General features: G+C 41.6%; 20 protein-coding genes and 1 pseudogene. 6 read left to right on the top strand and 15 right to left on the bottom strand.

The features are described from left to right. Positions 1-13: 13 nt before the first annotated feature. The 5 genes from F897_RS07625 to F897_RS07605 all read right to left on the bottom strand — a co-directional run bounded on the left by F897_RS07625 (position 14) and on the right by F897_RS07605 (position 8,616). Positions 14-1,258 (bottom strand): NADH:flavin oxidoreductase/NADH oxidase family protein, encoded by a 1,245-nt coding sequence (locus F897_RS07625; protein WP_005234775.1) that lies wholly within the window; start codon positions 1,256-1,258, stop codon positions 14-16. Between the two features lie 130 nt (positions 1,259-1,388). Then, entirely contained in the window at positions 1,389-2,399 is a 1,011-nt protein-coding gene (locus F897_RS07620) for an ABC transporter permease (protein ID WP_005234773.1), read from the bottom strand. Beyond that, positions 2,399-3,442, bottom strand: coding sequence for an ABC transporter permease subunit (locus F897_RS07615; RefSeq protein WP_005234771.1), 1,044 nt, complete (start codon positions 3,440-3,442; stop codon positions 2,399-2,401). The genes F897_RS07620 and F897_RS07615 overlap by 1 nt, the downstream gene beginning before the upstream one ends. A gap of 22 nt (positions 3,443-3,464) precedes the next feature. Then, the gene (locus F897_RS07610; protein ID WP_420864482.1) at positions 3,465-5,270 is read right to left on the bottom strand and encodes an extracellular solute-binding protein; all 1,806 of its coding nucleotides are present in this window, start codon (positions 5,268-5,270) and stop codon (positions 3,465-3,467) included. 43 nt (positions 5,271-5,313) lie between these two features. After that, the gene (locus tag F897_RS07605) at positions 5,314-8,616 is read right to left on the bottom strand and encodes a LysM peptidoglycan-binding domain-containing protein (protein ID WP_005234767.1); all 3,303 of its coding nucleotides are present in this window, start codon (positions 8,614-8,616) and stop codon (positions 5,314-5,316) included. A gap of 208 nt (positions 8,617-8,824) precedes the next feature. Here F897_RS07605 and dnaQ point away from each other — a divergent pair, with 208 nt between their 5' ends. The 3 genes from dnaQ (at position 8,825) to nudC (ending at position 12,747) form a co-directional block, all read left to right on the top strand. Further along, positions 8,825-10,198 (top strand): DNA polymerase III subunit epsilon, encoded by a 1,374-nt coding sequence (gene dnaQ / locus F897_RS07600; RefSeq protein ID WP_005234766.1) that lies wholly within the window; start codon positions 8,825-8,827, stop codon positions 10,196-10,198. Positions 10,199-10,324: 126 nt separating this feature from the next. Next, entirely contained in the window at positions 10,325-11,968 is a 1,644-nt protein-coding gene (locus F897_RS07595; protein WP_005234765.1) for a hypothetical protein, read from the top strand. Next, positions 11,968-12,747, top strand: coding sequence for an NAD(+) diphosphatase (nudC, locus tag F897_RS07590; protein WP_005234764.1), 780 nt, complete (start codon positions 11,968-11,970; stop codon positions 12,745-12,747). The genes F897_RS07595 and nudC overlap by 1 nt, the downstream gene beginning before the upstream one ends. A gap of 71 nt (positions 12,748-12,818) precedes the next feature. Here the strand turns inward: nudC and F897_RS07585 are convergent, their stop codons facing one another. The 4 genes from F897_RS07585 to F897_RS07570 all read right to left on the bottom strand — a co-directional run bounded on the left by F897_RS07585 (position 12,819) and on the right by F897_RS07570 (position 15,898). Beyond that, a complete protein-coding gene (locus F897_RS07585) occupies positions 12,819-13,697 on the bottom strand; it encodes an alpha/beta hydrolase (RefSeq protein ID WP_005234763.1) in 879 nt (292 codons plus the stop codon). Beyond that, positions 13,687-14,379 carry a BON domain-containing protein gene (locus F897_RS07580; protein WP_004782863.1) on the bottom strand — a complete coding sequence of 231 codons (693 nt, stop codon included), beginning with the start codon at positions 14,377-14,379 and terminating at the stop codon, positions 13,687-13,689. The genes F897_RS07585 and F897_RS07580 overlap by 11 nt, the downstream gene beginning before the upstream one ends. Positions 14,380-14,515: 136 nt before the next feature. Continuing rightward, positions 14,516-14,929, bottom strand: coding sequence for a YraN family protein (locus F897_RS07575; RefSeq protein ID WP_005234761.1), 414 nt, complete (start codon positions 14,927-14,929; stop codon positions 14,516-14,518). Positions 14,930-14,938: 9 nt separating this feature from the next. Further along, on the bottom strand, positions 14,939-15,898 hold the full coding sequence (locus F897_RS07570; protein ID WP_005234759.1) for a penicillin-binding protein activator: 960 nt from the start codon (positions 15,896-15,898) through the stop codon (positions 14,939-14,941). Between the two features lie 10 nt (positions 15,899-15,908). Between F897_RS07570 and rsmI the strand changes: the two genes are divergently transcribed. Beyond that, complete coding sequence (gene rsmI, locus F897_RS07565) at positions 15,909-16,751, top strand: 16S rRNA (cytidine(1402)-2'-O)-methyltransferase (RefSeq protein ID WP_005234757.1); 843 nt, start codon at positions 15,909-15,911, stop codon at positions 16,749-16,751. Between the two features lie 68 nt (positions 16,752-16,819). On the opposite strand, the gene F897_RS07560 is transcribed toward rsmI, so the two are convergent. The 4 genes from F897_RS07560 to F897_RS07545 form a co-directional block, all read right to left on the bottom strand. Further along, a complete protein-coding gene (locus tag F897_RS07560; RefSeq protein WP_004782870.1) occupies positions 16,820-17,071 on the bottom strand; it encodes a hypothetical protein in 252 nt (83 codons plus the stop codon). Positions 17,072-17,245: 174 nt separating this feature from the next. Then, positions 17,246-18,493 carry an FAD-dependent monooxygenase gene (locus F897_RS07555; RefSeq protein ID WP_005234756.1) on the bottom strand — a complete coding sequence of 416 codons (1,248 nt, stop codon included), beginning with the start codon at positions 18,491-18,493 and terminating at the stop codon, positions 17,246-17,248. Further along, on the bottom strand, positions 18,490-19,698 hold the full coding sequence (ubiH, locus tag F897_RS07550) for a 2-octaprenyl-6-methoxyphenyl hydroxylase (protein ID WP_005234755.1): 1,209 nt from the start codon (positions 19,696-19,698) through the stop codon (positions 18,490-18,492). Before ubiH ends, F897_RS07555 begins: the two co-directional genes overlap by 4 nt. A gap of 422 nt (positions 19,699-20,120) precedes the next feature. Then, the gene (locus tag F897_RS07545; RefSeq protein WP_004782875.1) at positions 20,121-20,561 is read right to left on the bottom strand and encodes a BLUF domain-containing protein; all 441 of its coding nucleotides are present in this window, start codon (positions 20,559-20,561) and stop codon (positions 20,121-20,123) included. A 1,205-nt stretch (positions 20,562-21,766) separates the two neighbouring features. On the opposite strand from F897_RS07545, the gene F897_RS07540 reads away from it, so the two are divergent. Both F897_RS07540 and F897_RS07535 read left to right on the top strand, forming a co-directional pair. Continuing rightward, the gene (locus F897_RS07540) at positions 21,767-22,810 is read left to right on the top strand and encodes an acyltransferase family protein (protein WP_005234754.1); all 1,044 of its coding nucleotides are present in this window, start codon (positions 21,767-21,769) and stop codon (positions 22,808-22,810) included. A gap of 344 nt (positions 22,811-23,154) precedes the next feature. Continuing rightward, positions 23,155-24,180, top strand: a complete 1,026-nt coding sequence (locus tag F897_RS07535; RefSeq protein ID WP_079265503.1) for an IS30-like element ISAba125 family transposase — start codon at positions 23,155-23,157, stop codon at positions 24,178-24,180. A 357-nt stretch (positions 24,181-24,537) separates the two neighbouring features. Here F897_RS07535 and F897_RS07530 read toward each other — a convergent pair whose 3' ends face one another. Further along, positions 24,538-26,493 carry an alkyl/aryl-sulfatase gene (locus F897_RS07530; RefSeq protein ID WP_000693745.1) on the bottom strand — a complete coding sequence of 652 codons (1,956 nt, stop codon included), beginning with the start codon at positions 26,491-26,493 and terminating at the stop codon, positions 24,538-24,540. An 81-nt stretch (positions 26,494-26,574) separates the two neighbouring features. Next, a pseudogene (locus tag F897_RS07525) lies at positions 26,575-26,835 on the bottom strand (integrase core domain-containing protein); the annotation flags it as partial. Between the last annotated feature and the right edge of the window lie 97 nt (positions 26,836-26,932).

Raw genomic sequence — 26,932 nt, 5'->3', positions numbered from 1 at the left:
TACATTATGCACATTAAGCCGATTTACGTGAATTGATCTGACCTTTAATCACAGCTTTCACATTACCTTTTACGTAATTTAAAAATACCTTTAAAGGCGACAGTTTTGGATTTGGTCGATTACCTTTGGCAATTTCTTTAAATTGCGCGGCATACCAGATGATTTCCATAATCGCCATCTTATCGATCATTGGAATACCAGTTTTAATTTTCTCCACTGCATAACGTACATCCTGTCCTGCAACCAGACGGTTACCCAGATCAGGCTCGACTGCAAATGGACGTGCAATACCGACAAAATCACATGCGCCACTATCTAGGGCTGCATTCATACCTGTTGCGGTACGGAAGCCTCCCGTTACCATCAAATGACAATTAACTTCCTGACGGATCTTTTCGGCAAAGTCAAGGAAATAGGCTTCGCGGGCAACTGTTGATGCTTTACGTTTCTCTGCTTTTACCCCAGCCATTGCGGGTGCTTCATAGGTTCCGCCAGAAACTTCAATAATATCGATCCCGGCTGCATCCATCGCCTTAAAAACATAAATAACGTCTTCTTCACTAATGCCACCGCGCTGGAAGTCTGCCGAATTTAATTTCACTGAAATAACAAAATTTTCAGAAGTTGCTGCACGTACCGCCTTATAGGCTTCTAGCAAGAATCGACTGCGGTTTTCAATACTACCACCCCACTGGTCTTGACGTTTATTGGTCAGTGGCGATAAAAACTGGCTAATCAGGTAACCATGTGCCCCATGTAACTGCACGCCTTCAAATCCCGCCTTTTCACAAATAGCAGCTGAAGTCGCAAAGCGCTGGATAATATCTAAAATTTCATATTCACGCAGTTCACGTGGCGTACCGAAACTCATCACCAGTGCTGGACTGAAAGGTACAGCTGAAGGTGCTACGGTTTCTTTATTCAAGCCTTTTGGGCATTGACGTCCAGGGTGAGATAACTGTACCAGTTGTACCATACCATGACGTTTTCCGACATTCGCCCAGGCTTTTAACTTTTCCAGGTCACGTTCAGTTTCTATTACCACTACACCGGGTTCATTCTTGGCACGAAAATCCACCATGACATTACCTGTAATCGCACAGCCTAAACCACCTTTGGCCCAAGCTTCATATAACTTTAAATGGGCCTGATTAGGTTGGCCTGCATCATTGGCCAATGCCTCACTCATGGCACCTTTAATGATACGGTTTTTAAACTGGGTATTACGGATCTGGATGGAATCGGCCAATTGTGTCATGTACTTTCCTAAAATGTTTATCTTATTTTGTATGTGTTATAACCTAACTTGCCATAATTGACAATTCATATTGTCAAATGGATACAAATTTTATTTTTAGATATTAGGGGGTAGTCTTAAAAAAATCATTTTAAATTTTGGGATCGAAAGCATCTCGGATGGCTTCACCGATATAGATGAGCAAAGACAAGACAATGGCTAAGGTCAGAAACCCGGACAAAGCCAACCACGGCGCATTGATATTATTTTTGCCCTGCAGCAATAATTCACCCAAAGAAGCGGTTTCAGGCGGCAAACCATAACCTAAAAAGTCCAGTGCAGTTAGTGCGCTGATGTTGGCGGTCAGCATGAAAGGAAGTTGTGACAGACTGGAACCTATGACATTCGGCAAGATATGCCGAAACATGATCCGGCCATGCCCTGCTCCAATGCTTCTTGCTGCCCAGACATATTCCAGATTTCTGGCTCGTAAAAATTCGGCGCGCACCATCGACACTAGTGTCGTCCAGCCAAAAAACAGCATGATCACAAATAGCCAGTAAATATTTGGACTAAACACACTGACCAGAATCATGACCATAAACAGCATCGGCAGGCTGCTCCAGACCTCAAGTGCACGTTGCCCGATCAGATCAATCCAGCCACCATAATAGCCTTGAACTGCCCCAACCAGCACACCTAATCCTGCTGACAGTAAAGTTAATGCAAAGCCAAACAGCAAGGAAATACGCAAGCCATATAAAATACGTGCTAGCACATCCCTTCCCTGATCGTCTGTTCCTAGCCAATTTTGTCGGCTTGGAGGTGAAGGTACTGGAATATCGAGTGCCAAATTGGGTGTGTCATAGCCGAAGTGGATCACCGACCAGATTGCCCAGCCTTTGGCATTAATCAGCTGCTGTACCGTAGGATCCTGATACTCGGCTTCAGTTTCAAAGACACCCCCAAAAGTCGTTTCAGGATATGACTTTATTACTGGCAGATAATAGGAATCCTCATACTTGACCAGTAAAGGCTTATCGTTAGCGATCAGCTCAGCACCAAGTGACAAGATAAAAATAATGGTAAAGGCAATGAAGCAGGCAAATCCGGTTTTATTATTTTTAAAACGTTGCAGGCTGGCGCGTAGCATTGGTGACATTATTTTGACCCTCGCGAATCAAAATGGATCCGGGGATCAATCACCCGATACAGCACATCACTGATCAAACGCAGCACCAAGCCCAATAAGGTAAAAATAAACAAGGTTCCAAAAATGACCGGATAATCCCGCTGCAGAATCGCTTCAAATCCCAGCATGCCCAAACCATCCAGATTAAAGAGGATTTCAATAAACAGGTTCCCGACAAATAAAATACCGAGCAAAGCTTCTGGCAAACTGGCAACCAACACCAGCACAGCATTGCGCAGTACATGACGGTAGAACACTGCTCTGTCCTGTAGTCCCTTCGCTCTTGCTGCCAGCACATATTGTTTACTGAGTTCTTCCATAAAGGAAAATTTCACCAGATAAGTCAGCCGTGCAAAACCGCCGAGTACCATAGCCAGTAGCGGCAAAGCCATATGCCAAAAATAATCCTGAATTTTTCCAAAGAGGGATAATTCAGCAAAATTTTCCGAGCTTAAGCCTTGTAAAGGAAACCATTGCAGATAGGAACCACCTGCAAAAAATACAATCAGCAAAATGGCAAAGATAAAGGCTGGAATAGCATAGCCCACAGCCAGCAGCAAAGACGTCGTTTGATCAAACAGGCTGCCATGCTTTTTGGCCTTCTGGATGCCAAGAGGAATAGAGACCAGATAAATGAGCAAGGTACTCCAGAAACCTAGAGACAGTGAAACTGGCAATTTTTCCCAGATCAGTTCAGTCACAGCTTGGCCTTTAAAAAAGCTCTGGCCTAAATCAAACTGGGCATAGCTTTTCAACATTTCCCAGAAACGTAAATAAACCGGCTGATCAAATCCATACTGAGTCTTGATCTGCTCCAGCATTTCGGGCGTCAGGCCTTGCTGTCCCTGATACTGCAAGCCACCGATCGCCAAATTATTTGCATGCTGTGCCTGATAGATGGCCTGTTCCACTGGACCACCCGGTGCAAGCTGAATCACCACAAAATTGATTAGTAAAACCATCAATAATGTCGGAATCATAAGAAGCAAACGTTTGACGATATAAGTGCTCATGGCACTCCCCAAAGCTGGAAATCTAGCGATATTTTAAGTACGGCGCCACTTGTCTGGCTTTAGCTGCATCCACCCACCAGTAATCAATACCCGCAGAAAGCTTGGGCTTGATTTTAGGCTGCTGATACATATTCCAGTAAGCATACCAGTATTCACCCGTACCATAAGTCGGAATATGATAATAACCGGCTCGCAATAAACGATCTAAAGCTCGGCTACTATAAATCAGCTGCTCCCGGCTTTGTGGTTGAACCACCTGATCAATCACCCGATCAATCACCGGATTTTGAATACCGGCATAATTATAATTGCCAGGCTGACGTGCCGCCTGACTACCCCAAAACTGTTTCTGTTCCTGCCCCGGTGTCAGCGATTGCGGCATAGTATCCACAATCATATCAAACTGATAATTTCTAAGGCGCTCATAGTACTGAGCCGTTTCCACCATCCAAATGTACGCCTGAATTCCTAAACGTTTCAAATGGCGTAGATAAGGCATTAGATGACGCTGCTGTTCAGCCTGATGCAACAGAAATTCAATCTGTACAGGTTTACCTTGAGCAGTCACCAGTTTTCCCTGCTGATAACGGTAACCGGCATTCAATAAAATTTGTCGCGCCTGTAATAAATTTTTGCGGTTAAACCCGGAGGCATCTGATTGCGGATAATGCCAATCCTGTAATACCGTCTGACGTTGCACCGGATGCAATTTAGATAAATTTGGCTGTAATATTTTCAGCTCTTGGGCACTCGGCTTGCCTGTAGATGCCAGTTCACTGTTACTAAAAAAGCTGTTGAGACGCTGATATTCCCCATGAAACAAGGCTTTATTTAGCCATTCAAAATCATAGGCCAGAGTTAAAGCTTGCCGGAAGCGGATATCGGCAAAGGGCTGACGCCGCATATTAAAAATCAGGCTTTGGGTTGGAATCGGATTGTGATGGTGAAAACGATAGGTTTTGATCTGGCCTTGCTCTACCGCAGGAAAGCGATAATCACTTACCCAGCGGTTAACCTGTTTTTCTTCATGCAGTGTGAACTGGCCCGACTTAAAAGCTTCAAACTTGATTTCCGGACTACGGTAATAACGATACTGTATGCGATCAAAATTATAACGCCCACGATTGACCAGCAGATCTTTACCCCAGTAATGCGGATTACGTTTATAGGAAATACTGCGTCCTGCATCAATACGTTCAATCACATAAGGCCCAGAACCCAAGATCGGTTTCAGGTTAATGTCTTTGAAATTACGCTTTTGCCATTCCTGCTGAGAATAGATCGGCATCTGAGTCACAATCATGGCCATTTCCGGATTATGGCGAGATTTAAAACTAATCTTAACTTTTGAAGGTGACAGGACTTCGGTTTTTTTAATATCTGCCAGATACATCTGTAAGCCAAAATTAGACTGGGTCTGGTACAGATCAAAACTGTATTTCACATCTTTAGCCGTCACTGGCTGACCATTACTGAATCTGGCCTTAGGATTTAAATGGAAAATAATATAAGCAGTCTGCTTTGGATCGAAACTGACTTTCTCCGCCAGCAGAGGATAATAAACGCCGGGCTCATCCAGGGATTTCGACATAAGGCTGTCAAAAATATAATTAATCCCTTCAGTGACATTCCCCTTACCATTCATGCTGTTCAGATTATCAAAACTGCCATCGGCTGCCTGAATAAGAATGCCGCCTTTGGGCGCTTGCGGATTGGCATAAGGCAGAGATTTAGCCTGTGCATATTTGGGTGCACCATGCAGTGCAATATAAGGTGTCGTAATGACTGCTGCCCCGCTAGAACTGATGATCCAAGGGGCAGCAAGAATCCATAAGACATGGACGGGATTAAACAATTTCACGATCCAGAAATTAATTTGGAACCTTAATCACATCACCAATACGCAATTGAGTATTGGGTTTCAGCTCATTCATTTCTGCCAGCTCATTGGTTGCCATACCATAACGGGATGCCAGACCAATCAAGGTATCGCCACGCTTCACCTTGTATTCAGTGACCAGCTTTGGAAGCTGAAGCGTTTGGCCCACACGTAAACCAGCACGTGGACTAATATTATTCAGGCTCGCCAGATCAGTAACGGGTACTCCTACACGATTGGCAATCGCAATCAGTGATTCTCCGGATTTTACCGTATAGGATTCTGTCGCCTTAGAAGAGGCAGATTTTGTTGCGACTTTTACTACCGGCTCTTTTTTGGCAATCTGAATATCTTCATTAATTTTTAAACGCTGTCCAATCCGCACATTGCTATTGGTGCTTAGGCCGTTCAGGTCTGCCAGATAACGTAATTGTAGATGATATTGGCGGGCAATCGAGCTTAAGGTTTCACCAGATTTCACGATGTGAGTATCTGATTTGACATTGTTTTCCTGAGTCTCGGTGACCACTTCCTGCACAGGTTCAGGACTACCAGATAATTTCAGATGCTGACCCACACGCACATTGGCACTACGGGAAATATTGTTCAGGTTGGCAATCTGATCCATCGACAGATTATATTTTGCTGCAATCCCGGTCAGCGTATCACCCGATTGAACCGTATAACTGTCAGGAACCTGACTACCGGCCGGAATCTTGATGGTCTGACCAATGCGTAAGCCGCTGTTTGCAGAGAGGCCATTTAACGCTGCCAGTTCAGATACCGTCAATTTACTTTGATTGGCAATGCTGTACAGGGTTTCACCACGTTTGACCTGATAGCTTTCTGTTGGCGTATGATCAACCTTAACGTTCTCAAACTTCTGTTCGATTTTTTCGGTTTTCTTGCTGCTCGCAGTCAGTTCATCAACTTCATTGAGAGGAACATTAATCTTCTGTCCGATCATCAAACTGCTACCCGCGGTTAAACCCGGAGTTAGTGCAGCAAGTTCTGCATTCGACAATGCGTAGCGATCTGCAATCAGTTTCAGATACTCACCACGTTTAACGGTATAGGACTTGGTCTGGACTTTGACAGTTTCGACTTTTTTGCTGTCTTCAACTTTCGCTTTGCTGGTACTTTCTTTTAGGGAAAGCTTTTGCCCCACAAATAAACCACTGGTCGTACTCAGATCATTATAATCAGCCAACTGTTTAACACTCAGGCCGAACTGGCTGGAAACGCTGGTCAAAGAATCATTGGCCTGAACCACATAACTTTCCGGTTTCTCTTTGGCTTTCGGTACTTCCTGTACTGGGTTGGCATCATAGAGATAAATTGTGGTGCCCACATATAATGTAGAGTTTGGATCAATCTGGTTCCATTTCGCGACATCACGCCAGTTCACGCCATTCTTCGCTGCAATCAATGCCAGATTATCGCCCGGTAAAACCTTATAGGTACTGCGCTTACCTTTCGGTGCCACAACCACAACTTCTGAATCAGTTTTTACATAGTTTTTGCCCTGATTGAGTCGAGCTTCAACTGAATCTGCACTGGTGTTTACAGCGACTTCTTTCGGATATGAGAATCCTTTGGTCAGTTCCTTGCCCTGCTGCTCGGCAATAGACTGACTGGTCTGAATTGCAGTCAGTTTGATCTTGCCATCATAAGGGTCAACAATTTCTGTGCCTGCAGGTGCCAGTGCTTTCAACTCTTCAATGACCTGTGCCTGTTCAGCTGCAGTCGCCACAGGTTGTAAAAGCTCATCCACGGTCTTATTAATTTCTTCTGCTGACACCACTTTCTGGATTTGCTGACGTTCAGCTGCGGTAATTGGTGGCTCGACCTGGATAGGCTTCACTGAAGCAACTGGCGTCACAGCAACCGGAATACGTGGCGCGCTTGGAATAGGCAATTCACTTTTTGCCGCAAATTCAGCAAGTGCTTCGGAACCACGTGGTGTGCTGACCCGTTTGGTGGTTTGTGCAGTTAGATTAGGTGTCGTCGTGGTTGACACTGCTGCTGGTGCAGTCGTAGCTGGCTTTGGTGATGTAGTCGCAGTTGGAGCTTTAGTTGCTGTTGCAGTCTTAGCAGTCGTAGTGGCAAGCACCGGCGGAGTCTGCTTGGCAGGTACGATGGTGGTACTGGTTGATGCTGGTGCTACAGTTGGATTTGGAGTTACTGTAGTGGTCGTTTTAGGCGAGTTACTGACAGTACCTGCCCATAAGCCGCTTGAACTAGACTGCAGTTTTTTCAGTTTTCCATCAATCGATGGACTTAAGTCAGCCGGAATCAAAATACGGCGCGGACTTTCCGGATCAATACGATCACCACGATGCCCCGGGTTAAGCTGATACAGTTCAGCACGGCTTAAACCGGTAATGGCTGCAATCTCATTTAAATTGGCTGCACCGACAGTCACTTCACGAAAGTGAGGACGGTTGGCAATTGGTGGCAAACTCACGCCATAAGTACCCGGATTTTTCACAATCTGCGCAACTGCCAGGAAACGCGGCACATAGTTCATGGTTTCCTGAGGCAGTTTCAAGGACCAATAATCGGTAGGCAAGCCTGCGGCCTTATTACGGTTAATCGCCTGCTGGATACGGCCTGGACCGGCATTATAAGAGGCCAAAGCCAATTCCCAGGAACCAAACTGGTTATATAAGCTGCCTAGAAACTCATAAGCCGCACGAGTCGACTCAACGACATCACGACGGCCATCGTAAAGTGAGGTTTGTTTCAGACCATAAATACGGCCAGTACTTGGAATGAACTGCCATAAACCTGCTGCTGCTGCACTACTGGTCGCCGCCGGGTCATAAGAACTTTCAATGATCGGTAATAAAGCCAGCTCTGTAGGCATGCCACGGCGTTCTGCTTCTTTCACCGTATAATAGAGATAGCGCGATGCACGGGCACTCAGGCGGTCCAGATAAGGCTGACGGGAAATAAACCAGCCACGCTGTGCATCAATACGCGGATTCCAGGTATTCAGATCCATCTTGAAACCCACGGTCATCCGTTTCCAGATATCACCATGCTTCAAAATCAGTAAGCGGTCACCTTCAACCGCACGCATATCCGTTGCAGAAAGTAAATCTTCCAGCCCATCCAAACTGCTTGCATCTAGATATTGTGAGCCAACCTGCTTGCTTGACGCTTTTTGGGTCGCACTTTGTGTAGAAGAACAGCCCGTCAGTCCCAAGGAAGCGAGTGCCGTTCCAAGTACAGAAAATTTTAAAAATGTTGGTAATGCAGGCTGCCACAAAATTGCGGTTGGTTTATACATAAAGAAATCCAAACAATTCGTATATAAATTTATTTTTTAGATATGCCATTGTAGTGAAGCATGTCGTGGACACAAGGCATTAATTTACCCCGATTTCACGTTAAATGTTACAAGAAATTAAAAAAACTGGTGCATCTAGACGCATCAAGCGTATTTGCGTTATACAATATCCGCTTCAGCAAGTTCTTTTTTGATCGGATTTTAATTTATGTCTCACACTATCACGCTATATGTTGATGGCGCCTGTCGCGGCAACCCGGGTTTAGGCGGTTGGGGTGCGTACATAATTACCGAACAGCAGGAACACAAAATTTGCGGTGGCGAAGATCATACCACCAATAATCGCATGGAGCTGACCGCAGCGATCGAAGGCATTCAGTTCTGTCCAAAAGATGCCAAGCTGGTCATTTATACCGATTCCAATTATGTCAAACAAGGCATTACCGAATGGATTCATGGCTGGAAAAAGAAAAACTGGAAAGACGTTAAAAATCCGGATCTATGGCAAAAACTGGATGCCACCTGCCAAGGCCGCGATATTGAATGGCACTGGGTAAAAGGCCATGCCGGACATCCTGGCAATGAAATGGCCGATCAACTGGCCAACCAGGGGGCAGATGAAACTTTGAAAAAATCCAAATCAGTTACTGCAATCACTGAAAATAAAAAAAAATCTGAACCTGACTGGCTTCTAGACGACCCTTTCGGGCTGGATCTTGTCGATAGTGAAGAAGAACTCGAAGAGAGCATGGAAATGGCCGAAGAAGAAATGGAACAGACTGAAAATTTAGAAACAATTGAAAATACCGATGAGTCTGCTTCAGTCACTTCAGATTCAACCGAACTACATCCGCAAATTGTGATTACACCGCCGACCTTAGAGCTGCATGGCCCCCGTCAATTGATTCTGGATACGGAAACCACCGGTTTCTATTATCAGGATGGTGACCGGATCATTGAGGTGGGTGCGATCGAAATGATTAACCGGAAACTTACCGGCAGCTCAATCCATATTTATATCAATCCGAAAAAACCGGTTGGCGATTCGGTAAATGTCCACGGTATTACCGACGAGTTCCTGCAAGACAAGCCGCTGTTTGAAGAAATCTCACAGGTACTGTTTGACTATCTGCAAGGTGCCGAAATTATTGCGCATAACGCGACCTTCGATATGAACTTCCTGGATATGGAATTCAAGCGTGCAGGCTTTGTCGCACTTTCTGAAGTTTGTGAAGTAACCGATACTCTGGCAATGGCCAAATCCAAGCATCCCGGACAGAAAAACTCTCTAGATGCCCTCGTGCGTCGTTATGAAATTCCACAGCGTGACCGTACCTTCCACGGTGCCTTGCTCGATGCGGAAATTCTGTCCGATGTTTATTTGGCCATGACCGGTGGACAGGTCTCTTTTGATATGGATGCCCTGTCACATACCGAAGAACAAGGCGGCAGTTCAGGCACTGTCAAAATCGAAATTGAATTGCCTGTGATTCTTCCATCAGATGAAGAACTTGCCGAACATGAGAAATGGGTCAAACAATTTGAAGAAAAGCAGGGAACGCCTTGCCTTTTTGCCAAATAAAATCTAAATTTCAAGCAGTAATTTCGCTTTTAAAATACAGTTCTTCAGTTATAGTAATTCCAAAGAGGCCCCGTCCGATAAAGCGGGGCTCATATATAGATAATACTCAAGGAAAGGTGCAGATCCATGTCTTACCAAACCTCTATACATTTTGATCCAACAGCTTTACTGATAATAAAAAATGAGGTTGATAACTCGATCAAGTTAGTCGAATCAGCAGTAAGCACCTTGGTAGAAGATCAAACTTTACCTTTTGGCATTGACGATGCATTAAATCAGTTCGAACAATGTGCACAGGTACTGGCACTGATTGATATGCCGAATCTGGCACAAATTGCTCAATATTCAGCAGAACTGATGCGCAAGATTATGGGGAATCCGGCGCAGGTCAACACTCAGGATGTGATCGCATTGAGTGAAGGCACCACCATGCTGAAACGCTATATCGAATTTATCTGCTTGCGTGAAGTGAAAATTCCGCAGTTCCTGCTCGATACCCTGAACCGTCTGGAACTTGCGCTTGGCAAACCATTGACGACCGAAGGTCAGCATATTGAACCTTTGCTTGATCTGATTACTCCAGACTTCCAGTTACCCCAAGTACCAGGTCTGGAAAAATCGAAATATGTGCAACGCCTGTACAAGCTGTCTCTTAACAAACTGCTGAAACAGGAAGAAAGCGAAATGGACCTGCAGGCGATCAAACTGGTCGGTACTTATCTGGCAGGCCTTTCAGCAAATCATCCAAGCAAGCAATACTGGCATCTGGTACATGTTGCTTTTGATAATATTGATCACCTGCTCATCAATGAACCACGTTTACGTACTTTAATCAGTATTGAACGCAACATGGCACAGTACTTTAGTTCAGCCGACAGCTTCAAAGCCTCTCTGTCTGATCTGGCAAATGTATTGAGCTTATGTATTAGTCAGGAAGATGCAACTGCACAGCAAATCCGTAGCCAGCTGAATATTGGTGATGATCTACTGACAGATATGCAACTTCAGGTGTTCAGCCGTCACCTATATGGTCCGGACTTTGAAACCATGCATACCATTAGCGAGCTGGTGACTGCGGAAATGACCCAGATCCGCAATGATATCGAATACAACTATCAGCACATGACACCTGAAAAAACGCAGGAACTCCAGACTCAGCTGAATAGCTTGGCCAATACCTTCAAGGTTCTGAACCTGAACGAAGCCTATCATGATTTAAACCGTCAGGCAGCTTCACTCAGCCAGGCAGATATTCTGAAAGATGAGTCTTTTGCCCAGCAGTTGATGAATGTGATTCTATCCGCGATGAACTCGATTGGTGTATTGGAACGTCACCATACTTCGAGCCGTCTGCAGCTACGTGTGAATAACATGAATATCTCATTGGATCGTCTGGACGAAGCACATAACGCTTTGTTGAATGAAACCAAGGCACTGATTGAATTATCTAGCCAGATTCTGACTGATTATCTGCAGGATCAAGATCTGACCAAACTCGAACCTGTACCCATCCAGTTCTGTGAAATTGGCGGTGCTATGCTGTTCCTGAATGCTGAACATGTGAAAGCTGCATTCACTACAACTGCCCTGTTTATCAAAAACCGTATTGAACAGTCGGTCGCATTAACGCCAGCAGAAATTCATCATGCGCTGGATGCATTGGCTAGTGCCGACATGATGATCGACAACTTAAAGAACAAACAGCCTGTATTACAGTCCATGTTTAAGGTAGCATTAGACAGTAGTGAAAAACTGAAAATCGTTGCCTAATGTCTGAAAAATTATCACTTGCTTATATTTTCCAGCAGCAACAGTTGCTGGTCGACCAACACTTTCAACTGCCTCGAGTTGAAGCTCTGGCAAGTGATTTGCTGCTGAATCCGGGTGATCAGGTGATTGCCCGTGATCTTCTTCCAGATGAGCCAACTCCTGAAGGCTTGCAACTGGTTCCGATCCGTCAATTATTACAGTTCTGGAATGTTCAGCAATTTGAACAGGCCAGCCGTGCTGTGCAACTACTGGAATGGCGCCGGAATCACAAGTTCTGTAGCCACTGTGGCACCCCGACTGAAGCCCATGCTGTTGAATATGCCATGGTTTGCCCAGCTTGCCATTATCGTCAGTATCCAAGGGTGCAACCTTGTGTGATTACTGTGATTACCCGTGGTGAAGATGAAATTTTGCTGGCTAAAAATGCACGTAATACCAAAAGCCAGATGTATGGCCTGATTGCCGGATTTGTCGAAGTTGGGGAAACGCTTGAAGAAGCGGTACGTCGCGAGACGCTGGAAGAAGTCGGCTTGAAAGTGAAAAATATCCAGTATCTGGCCAGTCAGCCCTGGCCCTTCCCGAGTAATCTGATGATTGCCTTCAAAGCAGAATATGCTGGCGGTGAGCTGCAATTGCAGGAAGAAGAAATTAGCGATGCGAAATTTTTCAAGTTTGATCAGTTGCCGGAAATTCCGTTTAAAGGCAGTATTGCCCATGCCATGATCATGCATGTGACTCAAGGCACACCAGTCGCAGATGATACCCGTGAATGGCTCTAAGGTTTTCAATTAAAAAAAGCCCGGTTTTCATACCGGGCTTTTTTTGTGGGAATTACCATGATCACTGATCTTCACTTAAAAGCATCCTCTAGCGCCCACATCACACGTGGCTTGGTTTCAAAGAACCGGCTAAACAAACTGGACAATGAACCAATCATTGTAATATGGCCCAGTTTCGGAATCGTAATCAGCTCGCTATGATTGCCATGGTCTTTTAATACCCGATCCAGATCCTGACTGTTGAAATGACCGACAATATTGTCCCGCTCTGCCATGAACAGATAATGTTTGGTGGAGGTATTTTCCACAAAATAATATGGCATCACCTGCTGATACGGAATCGACTGGTCAAAAGCATCGGCACAAATTGGATCATCTTTATAGTTAAAATGATACGGTCCTGCCAGACCAATAATGGCGCGGATTTGTTCCCGCTCAATCATGGCCTTTTGTGGATGGTATAGCGCTGACATGACATTAAATGCCCCGGCTGAATGTCCCATCAAGACCAAATTTTCCGTAGAAACATTTAACTGGCCTGCATGCTGCTGCAAATGATTTAGCAACAGATGCAGGTCATTAATATAGATCGGGAAAATGTGTTCAGGCGCTAGGTGATAGTTCATCACCACCACATCATAGCCTTCTTTGGCAAAAGTCTCGCCAATGAAATGGTAATCCTTTTTATCACCGTGCAGCCAGGCACCACCATGGACAAAGACAATCAGGGGGCGATGCGCTAAAGGCTGATGACTTAAAAACAGATCAAAACGTTGACGGGCTCTTAAGCCATAGGCTAACTGGGTTTCAACACTATAACCCTGTTTTGGGGTTAAACGGTTCAGCGCATAACTGCCAAAATCATAGATCCGGAAATCTTTATAACGTTGCTGGACTTCAAGGATCCGATCTGAAAGCTGCGTTTTAAATTGACCGACCTTATGGAACATCAGTCGGTTCAACTGTATCAGGATCAATGGCGACTGGAGTCTGTTCAACACCCGACTGTGCATAAGATGCAGGCGCTGCAAAATTCTGGTTAGTATTATAACCAGAGCGCTGATCCACGTTGTCGATTAGCGTGACAATTTTAGTGATATTACCCACTTGTTGCAGTACCTGATTCAGATCATCGATTTCAGCACTGTTCAGACGTCCCATCACATACAGCACGCCATCTTCAGTATGCACATGCACTTTGCTGTCAGACACCACTGGTGCTTTCATAATCAGGCCACGGGTATTCGCCGTCACGGCGGTATCCTGCATGATCGTAGTGTAGCTGCTCTGGTTACCCACAGTAATAAAATTGTGCACCGCTTTGACGTCACTCATGGATTTGACATTATCTTCTGCCAATTGCTTGAGATGCGCATCCGGCACCTGCCCGGTCAACAGGACATTGCCATGGAAGCTTTCAATATTGACCCTTGACTGTTTAAAACGTGAATCCAGTTTATAAAGATTAATTTTTGCAGTACGTACAATAGAAGAATCGATAAATACCTGTCCTAGCGTCCGAGCTCCATTTTCGGTACCTACAGGAGCCGTACCAGTACCGCTAGAAATAAAGCTGGCACAACCCGATAAACTTGCGACACACAGCATTGTTATTGCAATACGCTTAACCACTCAGCAAGACTCCTTAATTTTAATCAGTCTTATTTCAATATAATAATCTGTTTTTTCAAGGCCAGATGTTCTTCATCATACTTGAACTTTCCCATGATGCTGCAAATTTTATCTACCGCATCAGATCTTATTTTATTCAAAGATTAATAAACTCTTGATCAAAAGTAAAAGCATTTTCAAACCAGTGCAGATCATAAGGGTATTGCGAAAAATCATGCTGTATGGTTTTTGCAAAATACCGATTAAAATCAAAACAAATCACATCAAAACGATAGTAATAATGTGCAAACTGTGGATTTTTTTGAATAAAACATACAGCCGTTTGTAGGACTTTTCGTTGCTTGGCAGAGGAAACAGATTCAAAAGCCAATGCATAAGCTGTTTTAGCCCGTGCTTTTACCTCGACAAAGACCATTTCCTGCTCACGCTGCATGACCAGATCAAGTTCACCATAGCGACTATGCCAGTTTCTGGCAATGAGCTGAAAGTCTTGTTGCTGCATCAGTTGGGCAGCCTGCTGTTCTGCCCATGCGCCTAATTGTTTCTGCATCGCTGACCCTTATAGTGCCTTGAGACCTTTGGCACTCTGCTGAAAACAGGACGGTGTGCGTTGTATGCCTTGATCCGATACCCGAATCATTCCAGTACGACCCTGGAATTCAATATTGCGTATTTTTTTATTGTTTAAATAATACTGGGTGATTTGCCAGGCATCGCCACCAAAAGCAATCAAACGCTGATAGGACATATTCACCGGTGCCTGTTGATAAGCCTGCATCACATCAGGCCAGTTAGCAAAATAAAGTACCGGCACATCGCAGAACTTGATACCTCGTGGCGGAGCATGCTGTTCATTAATTGCATTCGCGACTGTGTAAATCCGTTTATGTCCTAAACCCTGTAAGGATGCCAGCCAGTCCGCATTGCCGAGCAATAGGATCCCCTGCTTGCTCTTCAGAAAAAATGGCGGCTTCTGGATCATTTCCAGTTGCAGCTCACTCTGGCTAAGTAGTGACATTAGCAAGAGTTCATGTTCTGACTCACTGCCCGGTTGACGCAGCACAAACAGTTGCTGAATCCCATCTAGCGCAATCTGCTTCTGTAAGGCAGCTGCATCTTCTTTTTTCGACAGGCTAAATTGCCAGATATTTGGGGCCGTGAGGCTAGTTTCATTCAAACTCAGTGTACGAATCTTGGGTTTAGTCTGCACCAGCTGCTCTACATCCTGACGTCCCAGAGGACCGATCACCATTTGCGTCTTTTTACTGACATGCTGTTTGAGTAACTGAGAGATTTTTTTCTGGTCTGAATTGACCCATTTCAATGGTACTTTCTGTCCGGACGCCGTATATGCACTGAGAAATCCTTGCTTGATACTCGAAGCAGCTCGCGCCAAGGGGCCGGTTTCAGGTAGAATAATCAGCACTTCCGCTTGTACGCTGCTGACGCAGACCAGTAACCCCAAGCCCAAAATTTTATTTTGAATCTTCCATTTTTTATTATTCGACTTATTCCACATGGAGAAACCTATGAGTGCTCAGTTATTTGTTGTTGCGACTCCAATCGGGCACTTAGATGATATTAGTTATCGTGCAATTAATGTATTGAAATCGGTGAGTCTTATTGCAGCTGAGGATACACGAACTTCTGCACAATTACTTAAACACTTTAATATTCAAACACCTTTGACAGCCTGTCATGAACATAATGAAAGCAACAAGATTGATCAGTTGATTCAACGCCTGCTCAATGGTGAAGATATAGCATTAATCAGTGATGCAGGCACACCACTGATTAGCGATCCAGGATTCAAGTTTGTCCGTGCTGCGCAAGAACATAATATTCGAGTGGTTCCTGTGCCGGGTGCATGTGCTGCAATTGCCGCTTTAAGCGCAGTAGGTTTACCGAGTGACCGTTTCAGCTTTGAAGGTTTTTTGCCGTCTAAACAAAGCCAGCGGCTCTTGACTCTGGAAAAACTGAAAGATGAAACCCAGACCTTAATTTTCTATGAAGCACCGCACCGCATTCTGGAATGTGTTAAAGATCTGGCAGCGGTATTCGGTGCAGAACGTCCTGTCGGTTTTGCCCGTGAAATTACCAAGACCTTTGAAACCATCAAGAAAATGACACTGGGTGAACTGGTCGAATTTGTTGCCAATGACCATAACCAGCAAAAAGGTGAAATCGTACTGGTGATTGGTGGTTCTATCGAAGAGAAAGATCTGGATCAGGAAAAACTGGACAAGCTGTTAGTGCGTTTATTACAAGACCTGTCTGTCAAAGCAGCTTCACAACTGGCTGCAGATTTGACCGGGATCAAGAAAAAAATTGCCTATCAACGTGCTCTGGAACTGACTTCAGCCAACGATTAACTTTTCTTTATCCATAAAAAACACCACAATCAATGTGGTGTTTTTTTATTCGCGAATATCAAGTGCAATTATTCTCTTGCAACGGATTCATCAGCTGGAACTTCAGTAATACGGCCACCACTTGCCAGAAAAGCTGCAATTTCATCCTCAAGTGCCTGACGTTTTTTCTGCTTAGCAGTTACAGTCAAAGTTTCAGCTTCTAATACGTCTGTATCATTCACAACTTCTTCGCTACTTGCAGCACCTTTTTCTGCTGCTTTTGCTTCATCGTCGTCGATTACAGGATCTTCTACATCATCATAATCATTTACGTCTGTCATTTTGCTCTCCCCACAAACGGCTTCGCTTTTATCTATTGAACCAAGCTTTAAATTAACTGAAATTTAGCAATCTCTTTGGTCTTCGCCTAGCCCTAATTTTCAAAAAATCGTATCTTTTTTAAACAAAATAGTTACTCTTTATAGATGTTTGTTTAAAAAATTTACATTCGGCCACTAGGTTGAATAACGTGTATCTTTGAGTAAACTTAAACCATTCGCCTGAGCCATAAATGCATCTTTCAGGACTGCCTGTTGCTCTACCTGTTTCAGCCCGAAATTACGTGCCCATACCACTGGGAAAAGCTCAGTAGTTTCCATCCAGCCAATCGCCGACATGCTATGCATCATCGCATCATTCTGGCCTTTACGACGATGCTCATAACGTTTTAAGGTCTGCACATGGGCCCACACTCCACGCGCTTTGTCATGTAGCAACACCTCACAAAGTACAGCAGCATCCAGACAGCCGATATTAACCCCTTGTCCAGCAAGCGGATGAATCACATGCGCAGCGTCACCAATTAATGCTAAGCCATCTTGTACATACTGCTGTGCAGCACGAGCTTTGAGTGGGAATTTAGCTCGCGGTGTCGCTTCCAGCACTTCGCCCAGCATATGATAGCTTTCACGGGTCAATAGTTGAGTGAAGTCAGCATCTGATAATGCTGCATATTCATCGGCATAATCATCAGGTAATGTCCAGACTATGGATTGCCAGTGGCCTTGCTCTTCTTCTTTAAGACCTGCCATTGGCAGATAAGCCAAAGGACCGGTTTCCAGAAAAATCTGACGAGCCACATGCTGATGCGGCTGGGCTGTTCTAATTGCACAGCTGATTCCAGCCTGTTTATAGTCCAGTACATCGATATCGATAAAGGCTTGTTCACGTACAAAGGAGTTCGCGCCATCTGCGCCAATGACCAACTTGGTTTTGAGCTGGGTGCCGTCTGCCAGATGAATGATCCAGACATTTACACCACGTTCCACCCGGCTAACTTTGACCTGTGTGCGGTAATCTTGCACCTCTTCAAGCATCTTTTGCTGTATGGCCAGATTCAGGATACTCGGTTCTACCATCGAGCCTAGCGCCTGCTCTACAGAAGGTGTCCTTTCTGAAGAATGACCAAAGTTAATTTCACCGTAGCCATTTTTATTCCAGACCTGCATTCCAGTATATGGCTGCTGGCGTGCAAGTTTGTCCCACACACCCACGGTTTTTAATAAATGAATGGTCGCCTGACTTAAAGCCAAAACCCGCGGATTGGCTACGCTTAAAGTTTTGTCTGCATCCAGAATAGGCGCAGCATCCAGCACAGTAGCTTGCACACCACCTTGAGCAAGTAATAAAGCGGTCAGGCCACCTACTAGCCCACCACCAACAATGACAACATCTAATACATCAGAACTCGGATTCAGACTCATGCTTTTAACCCCATGGCATAGTTAGCGACCAGTGGCTTGATGCCAGGAATAGTATCAAAAGCAATCAGTCCGGTATTACGGATCAGTTTCAAGAATGGATTCTGATTACTAAAACCACGTACGACTGAATCACAGAACTTGATCACTCTTTGCTGATCATTCAAGCGGGATTTCTCATAGTCCTGTAATACCGCTGCATCACCTAAGTCTGCGCCTTGTGACTGCTGCTCTTTCAGGTAGCGCACCAATACATGCGCATCTCGCATACACAGGTTAAAACCCTGACCCGCTACTGGATGAATCGTATGTGCAGCATTACCCATCAAGACCACGCGGCCCACAGCCTGTTTTTCTGCTAATACTTGGGACAATGGAAAACTGAAGCGCTTGCCTGTTTTCTGGAATTTACCGGCACGATCGCCATAGGTTTCTTGTAAGGCGTTCAGGAAATGCTGGTCATTTTCCTCACCCAGCCATTCTCCTTCCGTTCCTTTCTTCACAGGCCAGACGACAGAACGACGATATTCACCTGGAAGTGGTAATAAGGCTAATGGTCCTAGGTGGCTAAAGCGTTCAAAGCCAACATGATTATGCGGTTTAGAAGTTTGAACGGTAGTGACAATGGCGACCTGATCATAGTCATGCTCTGAAGCCCCAATGCCAAGCGCTTTACGACAGAAAGAATCACGCCCATCAGCAGCAATCACCACTTTGGATTGAAGTCTCAATAAAGCATCACCACGTTGTGCTTCAAGATAAGCAAACTCAGCATCTTGAGTCAGAGAGCTGACCTGAACCCCATCAATCAGTTCAATGAGTGGTTCTTTTTTGACTTGAGTTAATAGCACACGACCTAGCCAGGCATTTTCAATCACTTGGCCAAAGCTTTCGACTTTTTCCTGTTCTGCAATTAAGCGCGCCTTACCAAAACTGCCCTGCTCAGTGATATTCACTTCAAGAATCGGCGTTGCATGTTCCTGCAAGGCATCCCAAAGCCCAAGTTCCTGATAAATCTGTACACTACGGCGTGATAAGGCACTGTTACGTGCATCAAAACTGGAATGATAGGGTGCAAGATTTACATCATCATAATCTGGATATTTGATCGCTTCCAAAAGTTTGACTGCAATATTGGTTTTAGCCAACATCAGCGCGAGACTCAGGCCGACCATACCACCACCGACAATGATGACTTCTTGTTGCATGCTGTAATCCTTTTAATATCGTATCTATATACATAGATACTTATAATCATGATGAATTTTATATTAGCCTAAAAAATTTCTTTTTTATAATAAATTAGGTAGCGGTTTCAAAGCGAAGTCTGCTTGTGGTTAATTTATAGCTAACCTCAACGGCCTACTTAAATTTTTCAAAATACAGAAGTGTCGTCTGCCTGATGAAAAGCAGAAGAATTTTGCACTGATTGTTAGGTTTAAAAGCTTGGCTTGGTATGAAATGATAAGGATGAGATCTGGATATATTTTTTTGAATTAACAATATTTATGTTTTTGAATTTATAAAGTATTTTTTATTTAACTTATTTAAAGTAAATACTCATTTTAAAAAATTTTTAAAAAATCATACGATGCAGGGCTAAAGCTTATATCGCATGATGATGTAAGGATTAACTTGCTTTCAATGTATAGGCATGGTCATTCAAACTTGCCAATATCTGAATAAATTGAGGAATGGTCTCGGCATTCAAGGTATAAGGATTGAATTCATCCAGATTATGTTCGGCAAAGAATCCAAGAATATCCTGATGGATATTGGCATATTTCATATGCCAGTCTGAGAAGAGTCGATCATTTACATCTTCAAAATACAGTACTTCACAATTTTTATGTCGAGGATCTTTCAAGATTTTTTTATAGAACAGATCTTCAATCTTGTTCCTATCTCCTTCCAGACATTGAACAAAGTAACCATTCCCATAATACAGAGCCCCAAAAATCGCATTACGTGAATTGAAATTCAACGCTTCTGTAAGAATATTGAATAGATCATTCATTGGATCTTCGCAATCATACAACTTACTAACATATAAAAGTCTTGCGTCGCTCATTGTCTACCTCAATATTTTAGATTATGTACATTACTCAATATTTTTCCGTTTAATATATATAACTGATTTTATAAAAATTTTCTATGATTATATACAAAATAATTTATCGAATAGTAAAATAACTTGAAAAATAAAATGAATTTTTATATAAATTCAGTCACTTGCTTTTAATATGCATTTTCCAAATATTTCTATATTAAAAAGCTTCAAAATTTTGCTATTTGAGATCTACCATCAAGTATCAGTTTTTTTACTTTCTAAATGCTCATGTAATTTGAGCACCAGATATCTTTGCCAGAACAGCAGCAAGCCAGCAAAAATGTAAATCAGCGATTTGTTCTCGATCAGTAGTGCAACTGCTACAAATACAATAGCAAAGATGAAGGAAAAGATTAAATGAGTCTTGCTACTCTACTTAGAAACGACAGTCTAAGTCGAGCTCAAGCAACTTATTAAGCATGGACATTCTTCTTCCTCTTTTCTCAAAATATTTTTAAAGGTTAACTGTTTTAAATTTCTAAACGATACAAAAAACATGCCTATTTAATAATCAATCCTGTAGTCTTTGACTTACAGTCATTCAAGTCCTTTACTACTATTTTGGTTAAATGAATTTTCATATGATGATTACATCAGGAACAGGAAGTTCCACATAAGAATAACAATAGATAAGCACAAGGACGGTAAGGTACGACAGGAGTTATACCAAGCTAACCAATACGAAAAACCCCGGCAGGATGCCGGGGTTTTTTATTATCTAATGATTAAAAATTTGAATATAGTACCAAGGTTTCTAAACAGAAATCTTAGCAATTACTGTAAAATATATCTTTCATTTATGTATAGAAAATTCCCAAATTTTGGTGTGAAGAAGATAATGTATACGTGATCTTTGAATTGATTCATAAATGGTTTCTGAAATTTCTTTTATTAAGCTGATTACTTTTACTTTTTATTAAAATTTTGAAATATATTTTAAAGGGGCTAATAAATAATAATAATTAATAAAAAATTCAATTTTCATTTATTTAAAATACTCTAGCAAACAATCGAATTCTCGTAAAATAGGCTACTTTTATATAAAAATAACCGTAATAATTTTAGATTAAATAATCAGTAATATTCACGGTCTTTCACCAGGTATATTTGTGAGACAAACATTGAGTATGATAGTTTAAATTAAATACTTTAATAAAATAATAACTATGCTTTATTCAGTGCAATTTCTTAGGGGGATTGCTGCCTTAATGGTAGTTATAAGCCATACCTCCTTTAAAGGACAACAATACAATGTAGATGCGCTCCAGTGGTATCACATAGGCGGTTCTGGCGTTGATTTATTTTTCATCATCTCTGGCTTTATTATGTGTTATACAACATATAATAAAAAAGTTAATTTTTTAAATTTCATGAGAAACCGATTCATCCGAATCATTCCTCTTTATTGGATTCTCAGTTTTTTTGCTTTAATCGTATTTCTGATTTCTCCAAATCTTATAAATTCATCTGGTGGTGAAACAGGAATTTTCGAATCCTTCTTCTTAATTCCGAATGGCAGTAAATTTTTAATCAATAATGGATGGACCTTAAGCTATGAATTTTATTATTATTTTATTTTTTCATTTTTCCTAATCTTTTTATTAAAAGACTTATATAAATATTTTTTTATCATTCTATATTTTTCAGTTGTTGTGGCTACAGGTTTAATACTCCAACCAAAATCTGAATTTCTGATGTTTTTAACCCATAATCTTTTGCTTGAATTCGCTTTAGGCGTTCTAGCATTTATCATTATAAAAAATACTAACCTTTCACGATTAATGTCTTTATTTATGGTTCTTGTCGGCGCTTCCATCTTAGCCTATCAAAACTTTTATAAACTACCTGATTTCATCACCTTGAGATCATTAAAAATCGGGATCCCGATGTTTTTCATTTTTATTGGATGCGTAGCTTTAGAGGACTTAATCACTGAAACCAAATCACTAATTTTAAGATTTTTTAATCATCTTGGAGATTCATCTTACTCTTTATATTTGATTCATCCTTTTACTTTAAGCCCAGTTGCTATGGTTTTAAACAAACTCAATATATTAAACCCTTACCTATTTAGCTCTATACTTATTACTTCTTCTATCTTAGCAGGTTCTATTACTTATCTGGTTTTAGAAAAAAGGTTAATTAAATTAGGCAAAGAACAATTTAACTTCTTTAAGTATTTTTATCCGGTTGATAGAAAAAACTTATAGAGATTTTTTGATCACTTTATACGGTTTTTATCAATTTAAAATTTTATATAGGTTGACCAATTTAAAGACGAAAAACGGAGCCTAAGCTCCGTTTCTGTTAAATGCCTTTATATCTTTTAAATTAACTAATCTATTATAGGCATCAGTTAATTAAAAAAATATCAATGATTTCAATTAACTTTCAGTCAGTTAACGTACTACTCGAGCCTGAGACTCATGATGTACATCGCGTCGACCCAATTTTGTACCCGTATAAATCAGATACAAGGCAGACAAACCAACCAATACATGGCAGAGTAAAACTTGAAGTGCGACATAAACCACCTAATTAATTTAAAGGGTTTATGGAGTATATAAAATTGTCATACCATCATCTTAACTTTGAAGATCGTACTGCATTAATGCTTGAGTCAAGAAAAGAAGGCTTTTCAGCCAGAAAATTTGCTGAACTCATTAAAAGACATCCTAGTACGATCTATCGTGAGCTTAAAAGAAATAGCATCAATGACGTTTATCAAGCTCGATATGCTTCTGATAACACCTTCGCTAGACGTAGACGTGGTCACAGAAAACTCAAAATCGATTCAATCCTCTGGAAATTTATTGTTGAAGCGATCCGTTGTTTATGGTCTCCTCAGCAAATAGCAAAGCGTTTAAAGACATTTCCTGATTTGGATCAAACAATGAATGTAAGCCATACAACGATTTATTCAACGATACGCGCATTACCAAAGGGTGAGTTGAAAAAAGACTTATTATCCTGTCTGCGTCATGAAAATAAAAAGCGAAAAGCTAACGGTGAACCTAAAAAAGATTCTATATTACAGGATATTAAAACTATTCATGAGCGCCCAGCCGAAGTTCAAGAAAGAAAAATACCGGGTCATTGGGAAGCTGATTTAATTAAAGGTAAAGACAATAAAAGTTCGATAGCAACACTTATTGAACGAAATACACGGCTCTGTATCTTGGCAACATTACCTGATGCAAAGGCAGAATCAGTGCGCAAGGCTTTAACTGAAGCTCTGAAATATTTACCTGCAGAACTGCGTAAAACGTTGACCTATGACCGTGGACGCGAGATGTCAGAACATAAAATACTCGAAGAAGATTTAGGCATAGATGTATATTTCTGTGACCCACATTCACCTTGGCAAAAAGGCACATGCGAAAATATGAATGGTTTAATTAGGCAATATTTACCTAAAGGGATTGATTTAAATCAGGCAGATCAGCATTATTTAAATCAAGTTGCCATGTCACTGAATACTCGTCCTAGAAAAGCGTTAGATTGGCTTACACCATTAGAGAAATTTGCTCAGCTTGTTGATTATCATAAGACTTTTCAAACTGTCGCACCTCATGTTTGAATTCGCCCTAATATAAAAGCTTATTTTCAATAAAAAACACATCATAATACCCCCTTGCCTTTTAACCACAAAAATATTGAAGTTATTATTTAGAAGCAATTAATAGAAAAATAAACAAATCTTTTTTAAACAAGCTACTAATAAAAATATCTCCATCGAAAATAAAGTATAAAAATTCAAAAACCATTTAATAAAGTATCAATAGAGTTAAAATACATATAGCTTACTTTTAATTTTAAAGAGGAATACAAGAAATAATTTCTTGTATTCCTGTTATAAGATTGGGAGAACCAAGTTGATAATTTCACCCATTTCTTTGGATCTATTAATTTAAGTTTCGACTTTACTTATTTGAGCTTAGCCATTTGGTCGAGTCACAATCGGGAAAATTGAATCTGGACGTTTAAACATTGCAAAGAATTTTCCAATTTTCAGTGGATTACCTTTGACTTTACTGTCTTTAGAAAGCAGGACTTTTACCCCTTCTATTTGACCTGTAATCATTTTTAGATATAAGGGCTTGGTTAAGGTTAATGTAGGGCAATCCAATGCCAAATCTTTACTTTCATCATAACGCTTAAACTGCATGACTGAGTTTTCAACCCATAATGAAAAATGCTCTTTGGTATCCGACAAAACCAGATTGATACACTGGTTTTCATTTTTTAAATTTTCCACATCTAAATTTGTCGCCATAGCTTCAAGAAATCTTTCAGTTGGTGTATGAATCAATAAATCACTCGGATCAGAAGTATTTTGTAGGGGTACATTATTTTGTAGCTCTTGAGCGCCCACCAAAAAGAAATTACGCCAAGTTGAAGCCTCAGCAGCATAGCCCAATTGACGATAAGTATTCGCCAATAAGTCTTTTGCTTGTTGGTTTTGAGGGTTATTCAACACAATATGTTTTAAAATCTCGGCAGCCCATCTATAGTCAGCTTGAGCGTAGGCATCCCGCGCATTTTTCAATGCATTGTTCTCCCCACCTGCTAACTCAATATATTTTTTTGCAACAGCTTTAGGGGGTAATGGATCTAAATTGGAAGGATGGGCATCGAACCATCCCATATAATATTGGTATACTGCTTTTACATTATGTTTTAGGGTTCCATAATAGCCATGAGCATATAGTTTTTGATCAAGTGCCGCTGGAAGCTTAATTTTTTCGGCAATTTCAGCGCCATTAAAACCAGAGTTCATATATCTCACCGTCTGATCATGCGTGAACTTATAAACATCTCGCTGGGTTTTAATAAAATCTTGAATATTGTCATTGCCCCAGACAGGCCAATGATGCTGTGCAATCAATACATCGGATGCTTTGGCATGCTGCATTGCTTGGTCTAGATAGCCCACCCATTTTAAGGCATCACGGACTTTAGCACCCCGAAGGGTATAAAGATTATGCATGGTATGAGATAGAATTTCTGCGCCGTTATAAAGTTTCAATGATGGGATAGAGAACGTTAATTCTGCTGGTGCTTCTGAACCCGGCACGTTATAAAACACAAAATCCAAGCCATCAACCGTCATTTTCTGTTCTGGTTGAGTGATCAGTTGTGTAGGCTCAAGGATGCCCATTTTTCCCACAGCAACAGCCTTACCTAAACCTGTATCCACCAATCCTTCCGCATTTTTAGGTAGAAAAGTTCCATACATATAAGTCGCACGACGTATCATGGCTGAACCTGCCATCACATTTTCACTGGTCGCTTCTTCCATAAAGCCTTTTGGCGCAATAATTGGAGTTTTTCTAGCGTTAATTTCTTCGCTAGAAAGAACGCCTAATGCACCACCAAAATGATCGATATGGCTATGGGTAAAGATAATGGCTGAAATTTTTTGCTCACCTAAATGCTGTCTAGCAAATTTAAGTGCTGCTTCAGCCGTTTCTTTAGAGGTTAATGTATCCACAATAATCCAGCCAGTATCACCCTGAATGATGGTCATATTTGCCAAATCAAAACCACGAATTTGCCAAACTCGATCTGTTACTTTAAATAGCCCAACATTGTTGTTTAATTTTGCTTGTCGCCATAGAGTGGGATTAACGGTATTTGGTGCTTGATCTTGTAAAAAACTAAATGCATCAAAATCCCAGATAACATTGCCTTTCTCACTTTTAATTTGACCTGTTGGCTTGGCAATAAAGCCCTTTTGAGCCTGATTAAACTCAGTCATATCCTCTAAGTTATACTTCGCCTTATATGTATTATTTGATTCAATGACCGCTTTTTCTACTACAGTATTTGCTGCAAAAACAGAAAATGGCAGAATAAGCATCAATGAAACTGTTAAAAACTTAATTTTCATCTTCTTTCCTTTTTTTAAATAGAGGTGGTCCCACATGTTTGAACAACTAAAAGCTTATTTATAAGTGATACTCTGCTCTAGTTAAGCTACCTTATTTTGTTGTGGTAGCTGGTCATAGTAAAACTCATCTGGAGTCATTTTGTCCAGACTCGAATGAGGTCGTTTCAAATTATAAAATTCAAAATATGCGTTTAATTGCTTCTTCGCATCCAAAACATTGCTGTAGGCTTTGAGATACACCTCTTCATATTTAACGCTCCGCCATAATCGTTCAACCATCACATTATCAACCCATCGACCTTTACCATCCATGCTGATTTGGATGTCATTTGATTTCAATACATGGCAGAGTAAAACTTGAAGTGCGACATAAACCACCTAATTAATTTAAAGGGTTTATGGAGTATATAAAATTGTCATACCATCATCTTAACTTTGA

Origin of the sequence: Acinetobacter variabilis (assembly GCF_000369625.1) — a bacterium.
Taxonomy (GTDB): Bacteria; Pseudomonadota; Gammaproteobacteria; order Pseudomonadales; family Moraxellaceae; genus Acinetobacter; species Acinetobacter variabilis.
The sequence above is the reverse complement of the archived record's forward strand: the minus strand, read 5'-3'. Positions and strand labels throughout refer to the sequence as shown.

Excerpts from the sequence above, each read along its gene's own strand:
- F897_RS07625 (WP_005234775.1), bottom strand. The coding sequence starts at position 1,258 with ATGACACAATTGGCCGATTCCATCCAGATCCGTAATACCCAGTTTAAA.
- F897_RS07620 (WP_005234773.1), bottom strand. The coding sequence starts at position 2,399 with ATGTCACCAATGCTACGCGCCAGCCTGCAACGTTTTAAAAATAATAAA.
- F897_RS07615 (WP_005234771.1), bottom strand. The coding sequence starts at position 3,442 with ATGAGCACTTATATCGTCAAACGTTTGCTTCTTATGATTCCGACATTA.
- F897_RS07605 (WP_005234767.1), bottom strand. The coding sequence starts at position 8,616 with ATGTATAAACCAACCGCAATTTTGTGGCAGCCTGCATTACCAACATTT.
- dnaQ (WP_005234766.1), top strand. The coding sequence starts at position 8,825 with ATGTCTCACACTATCACGCTATATGTTGATGGCGCCTGTCGCGGCAAC.
- F897_RS07595 (WP_005234765.1), top strand. The coding sequence starts at position 10,325 with ATGTCTTACCAAACCTCTATACATTTTGATCCAACAGCTTTACTGATA.
- nudC (WP_005234764.1), top strand. The coding sequence starts at position 11,968 with ATGTCTGAAAAATTATCACTTGCTTATATTTTCCAGCAGCAACAGTTG.
- F897_RS07585 (WP_005234763.1), bottom strand. The coding sequence starts at position 13,697 with ATGTTCCATAAGGTCGGTCAATTTAAAACGCAGCTTTCAGATCGGATC.
- F897_RS07575 (WP_005234761.1), bottom strand. The coding sequence starts at position 14,929 with ATGCAGAAACAATTAGGCGCATGGGCAGAACAGCAGGCTGCCCAACTG.
- F897_RS07570 (WP_005234759.1), bottom strand. The coding sequence starts at position 15,898 with ATGTGGAATAAGTCGAATAATAAAAAATGGAAGATTCAAAATAAAATT.
- rsmI (WP_005234757.1), top strand. The coding sequence starts at position 15,909 with ATGAGTGCTCAGTTATTTGTTGTTGCGACTCCAATCGGGCACTTAGAT.
- F897_RS07560 (WP_004782870.1), bottom strand. The coding sequence starts at position 17,071 with ATGACAGACGTAAATGATTATGATGATGTAGAAGATCCTGTAATCGAC.
- F897_RS07555 (WP_005234756.1), bottom strand. The coding sequence starts at position 18,493 with ATGAGTCTGAATCCGAGTTCTGATGTATTAGATGTTGTCATTGTTGGT.
- ubiH (WP_005234755.1), bottom strand. The coding sequence starts at position 19,698 with ATGCAACAAGAAGTCATCATTGTCGGTGGTGGTATGGTCGGCCTGAGT.
- F897_RS07545 (WP_004782875.1), bottom strand. The coding sequence starts at position 20,561 with ATGAGCGACGCAAGACTTTTATATGTTAGTAAGTTGTATGATTGCGAA.
- F897_RS07540 (WP_005234754.1), top strand. The coding sequence starts at position 21,767 with ATGCTTTATTCAGTGCAATTTCTTAGGGGGATTGCTGCCTTAATGGTA.
- F897_RS07535 (WP_079265503.1), top strand. The coding sequence starts at position 23,155 with ATGGAGTATATAAAATTGTCATACCATCATCTTAACTTTGAAGATCGT.
- F897_RS07530 (WP_000693745.1), bottom strand. The coding sequence starts at position 26,493 with ATGAAAATTAAGTTTTTAACAGTTTCATTGATGCTTATTCTGCCATTT.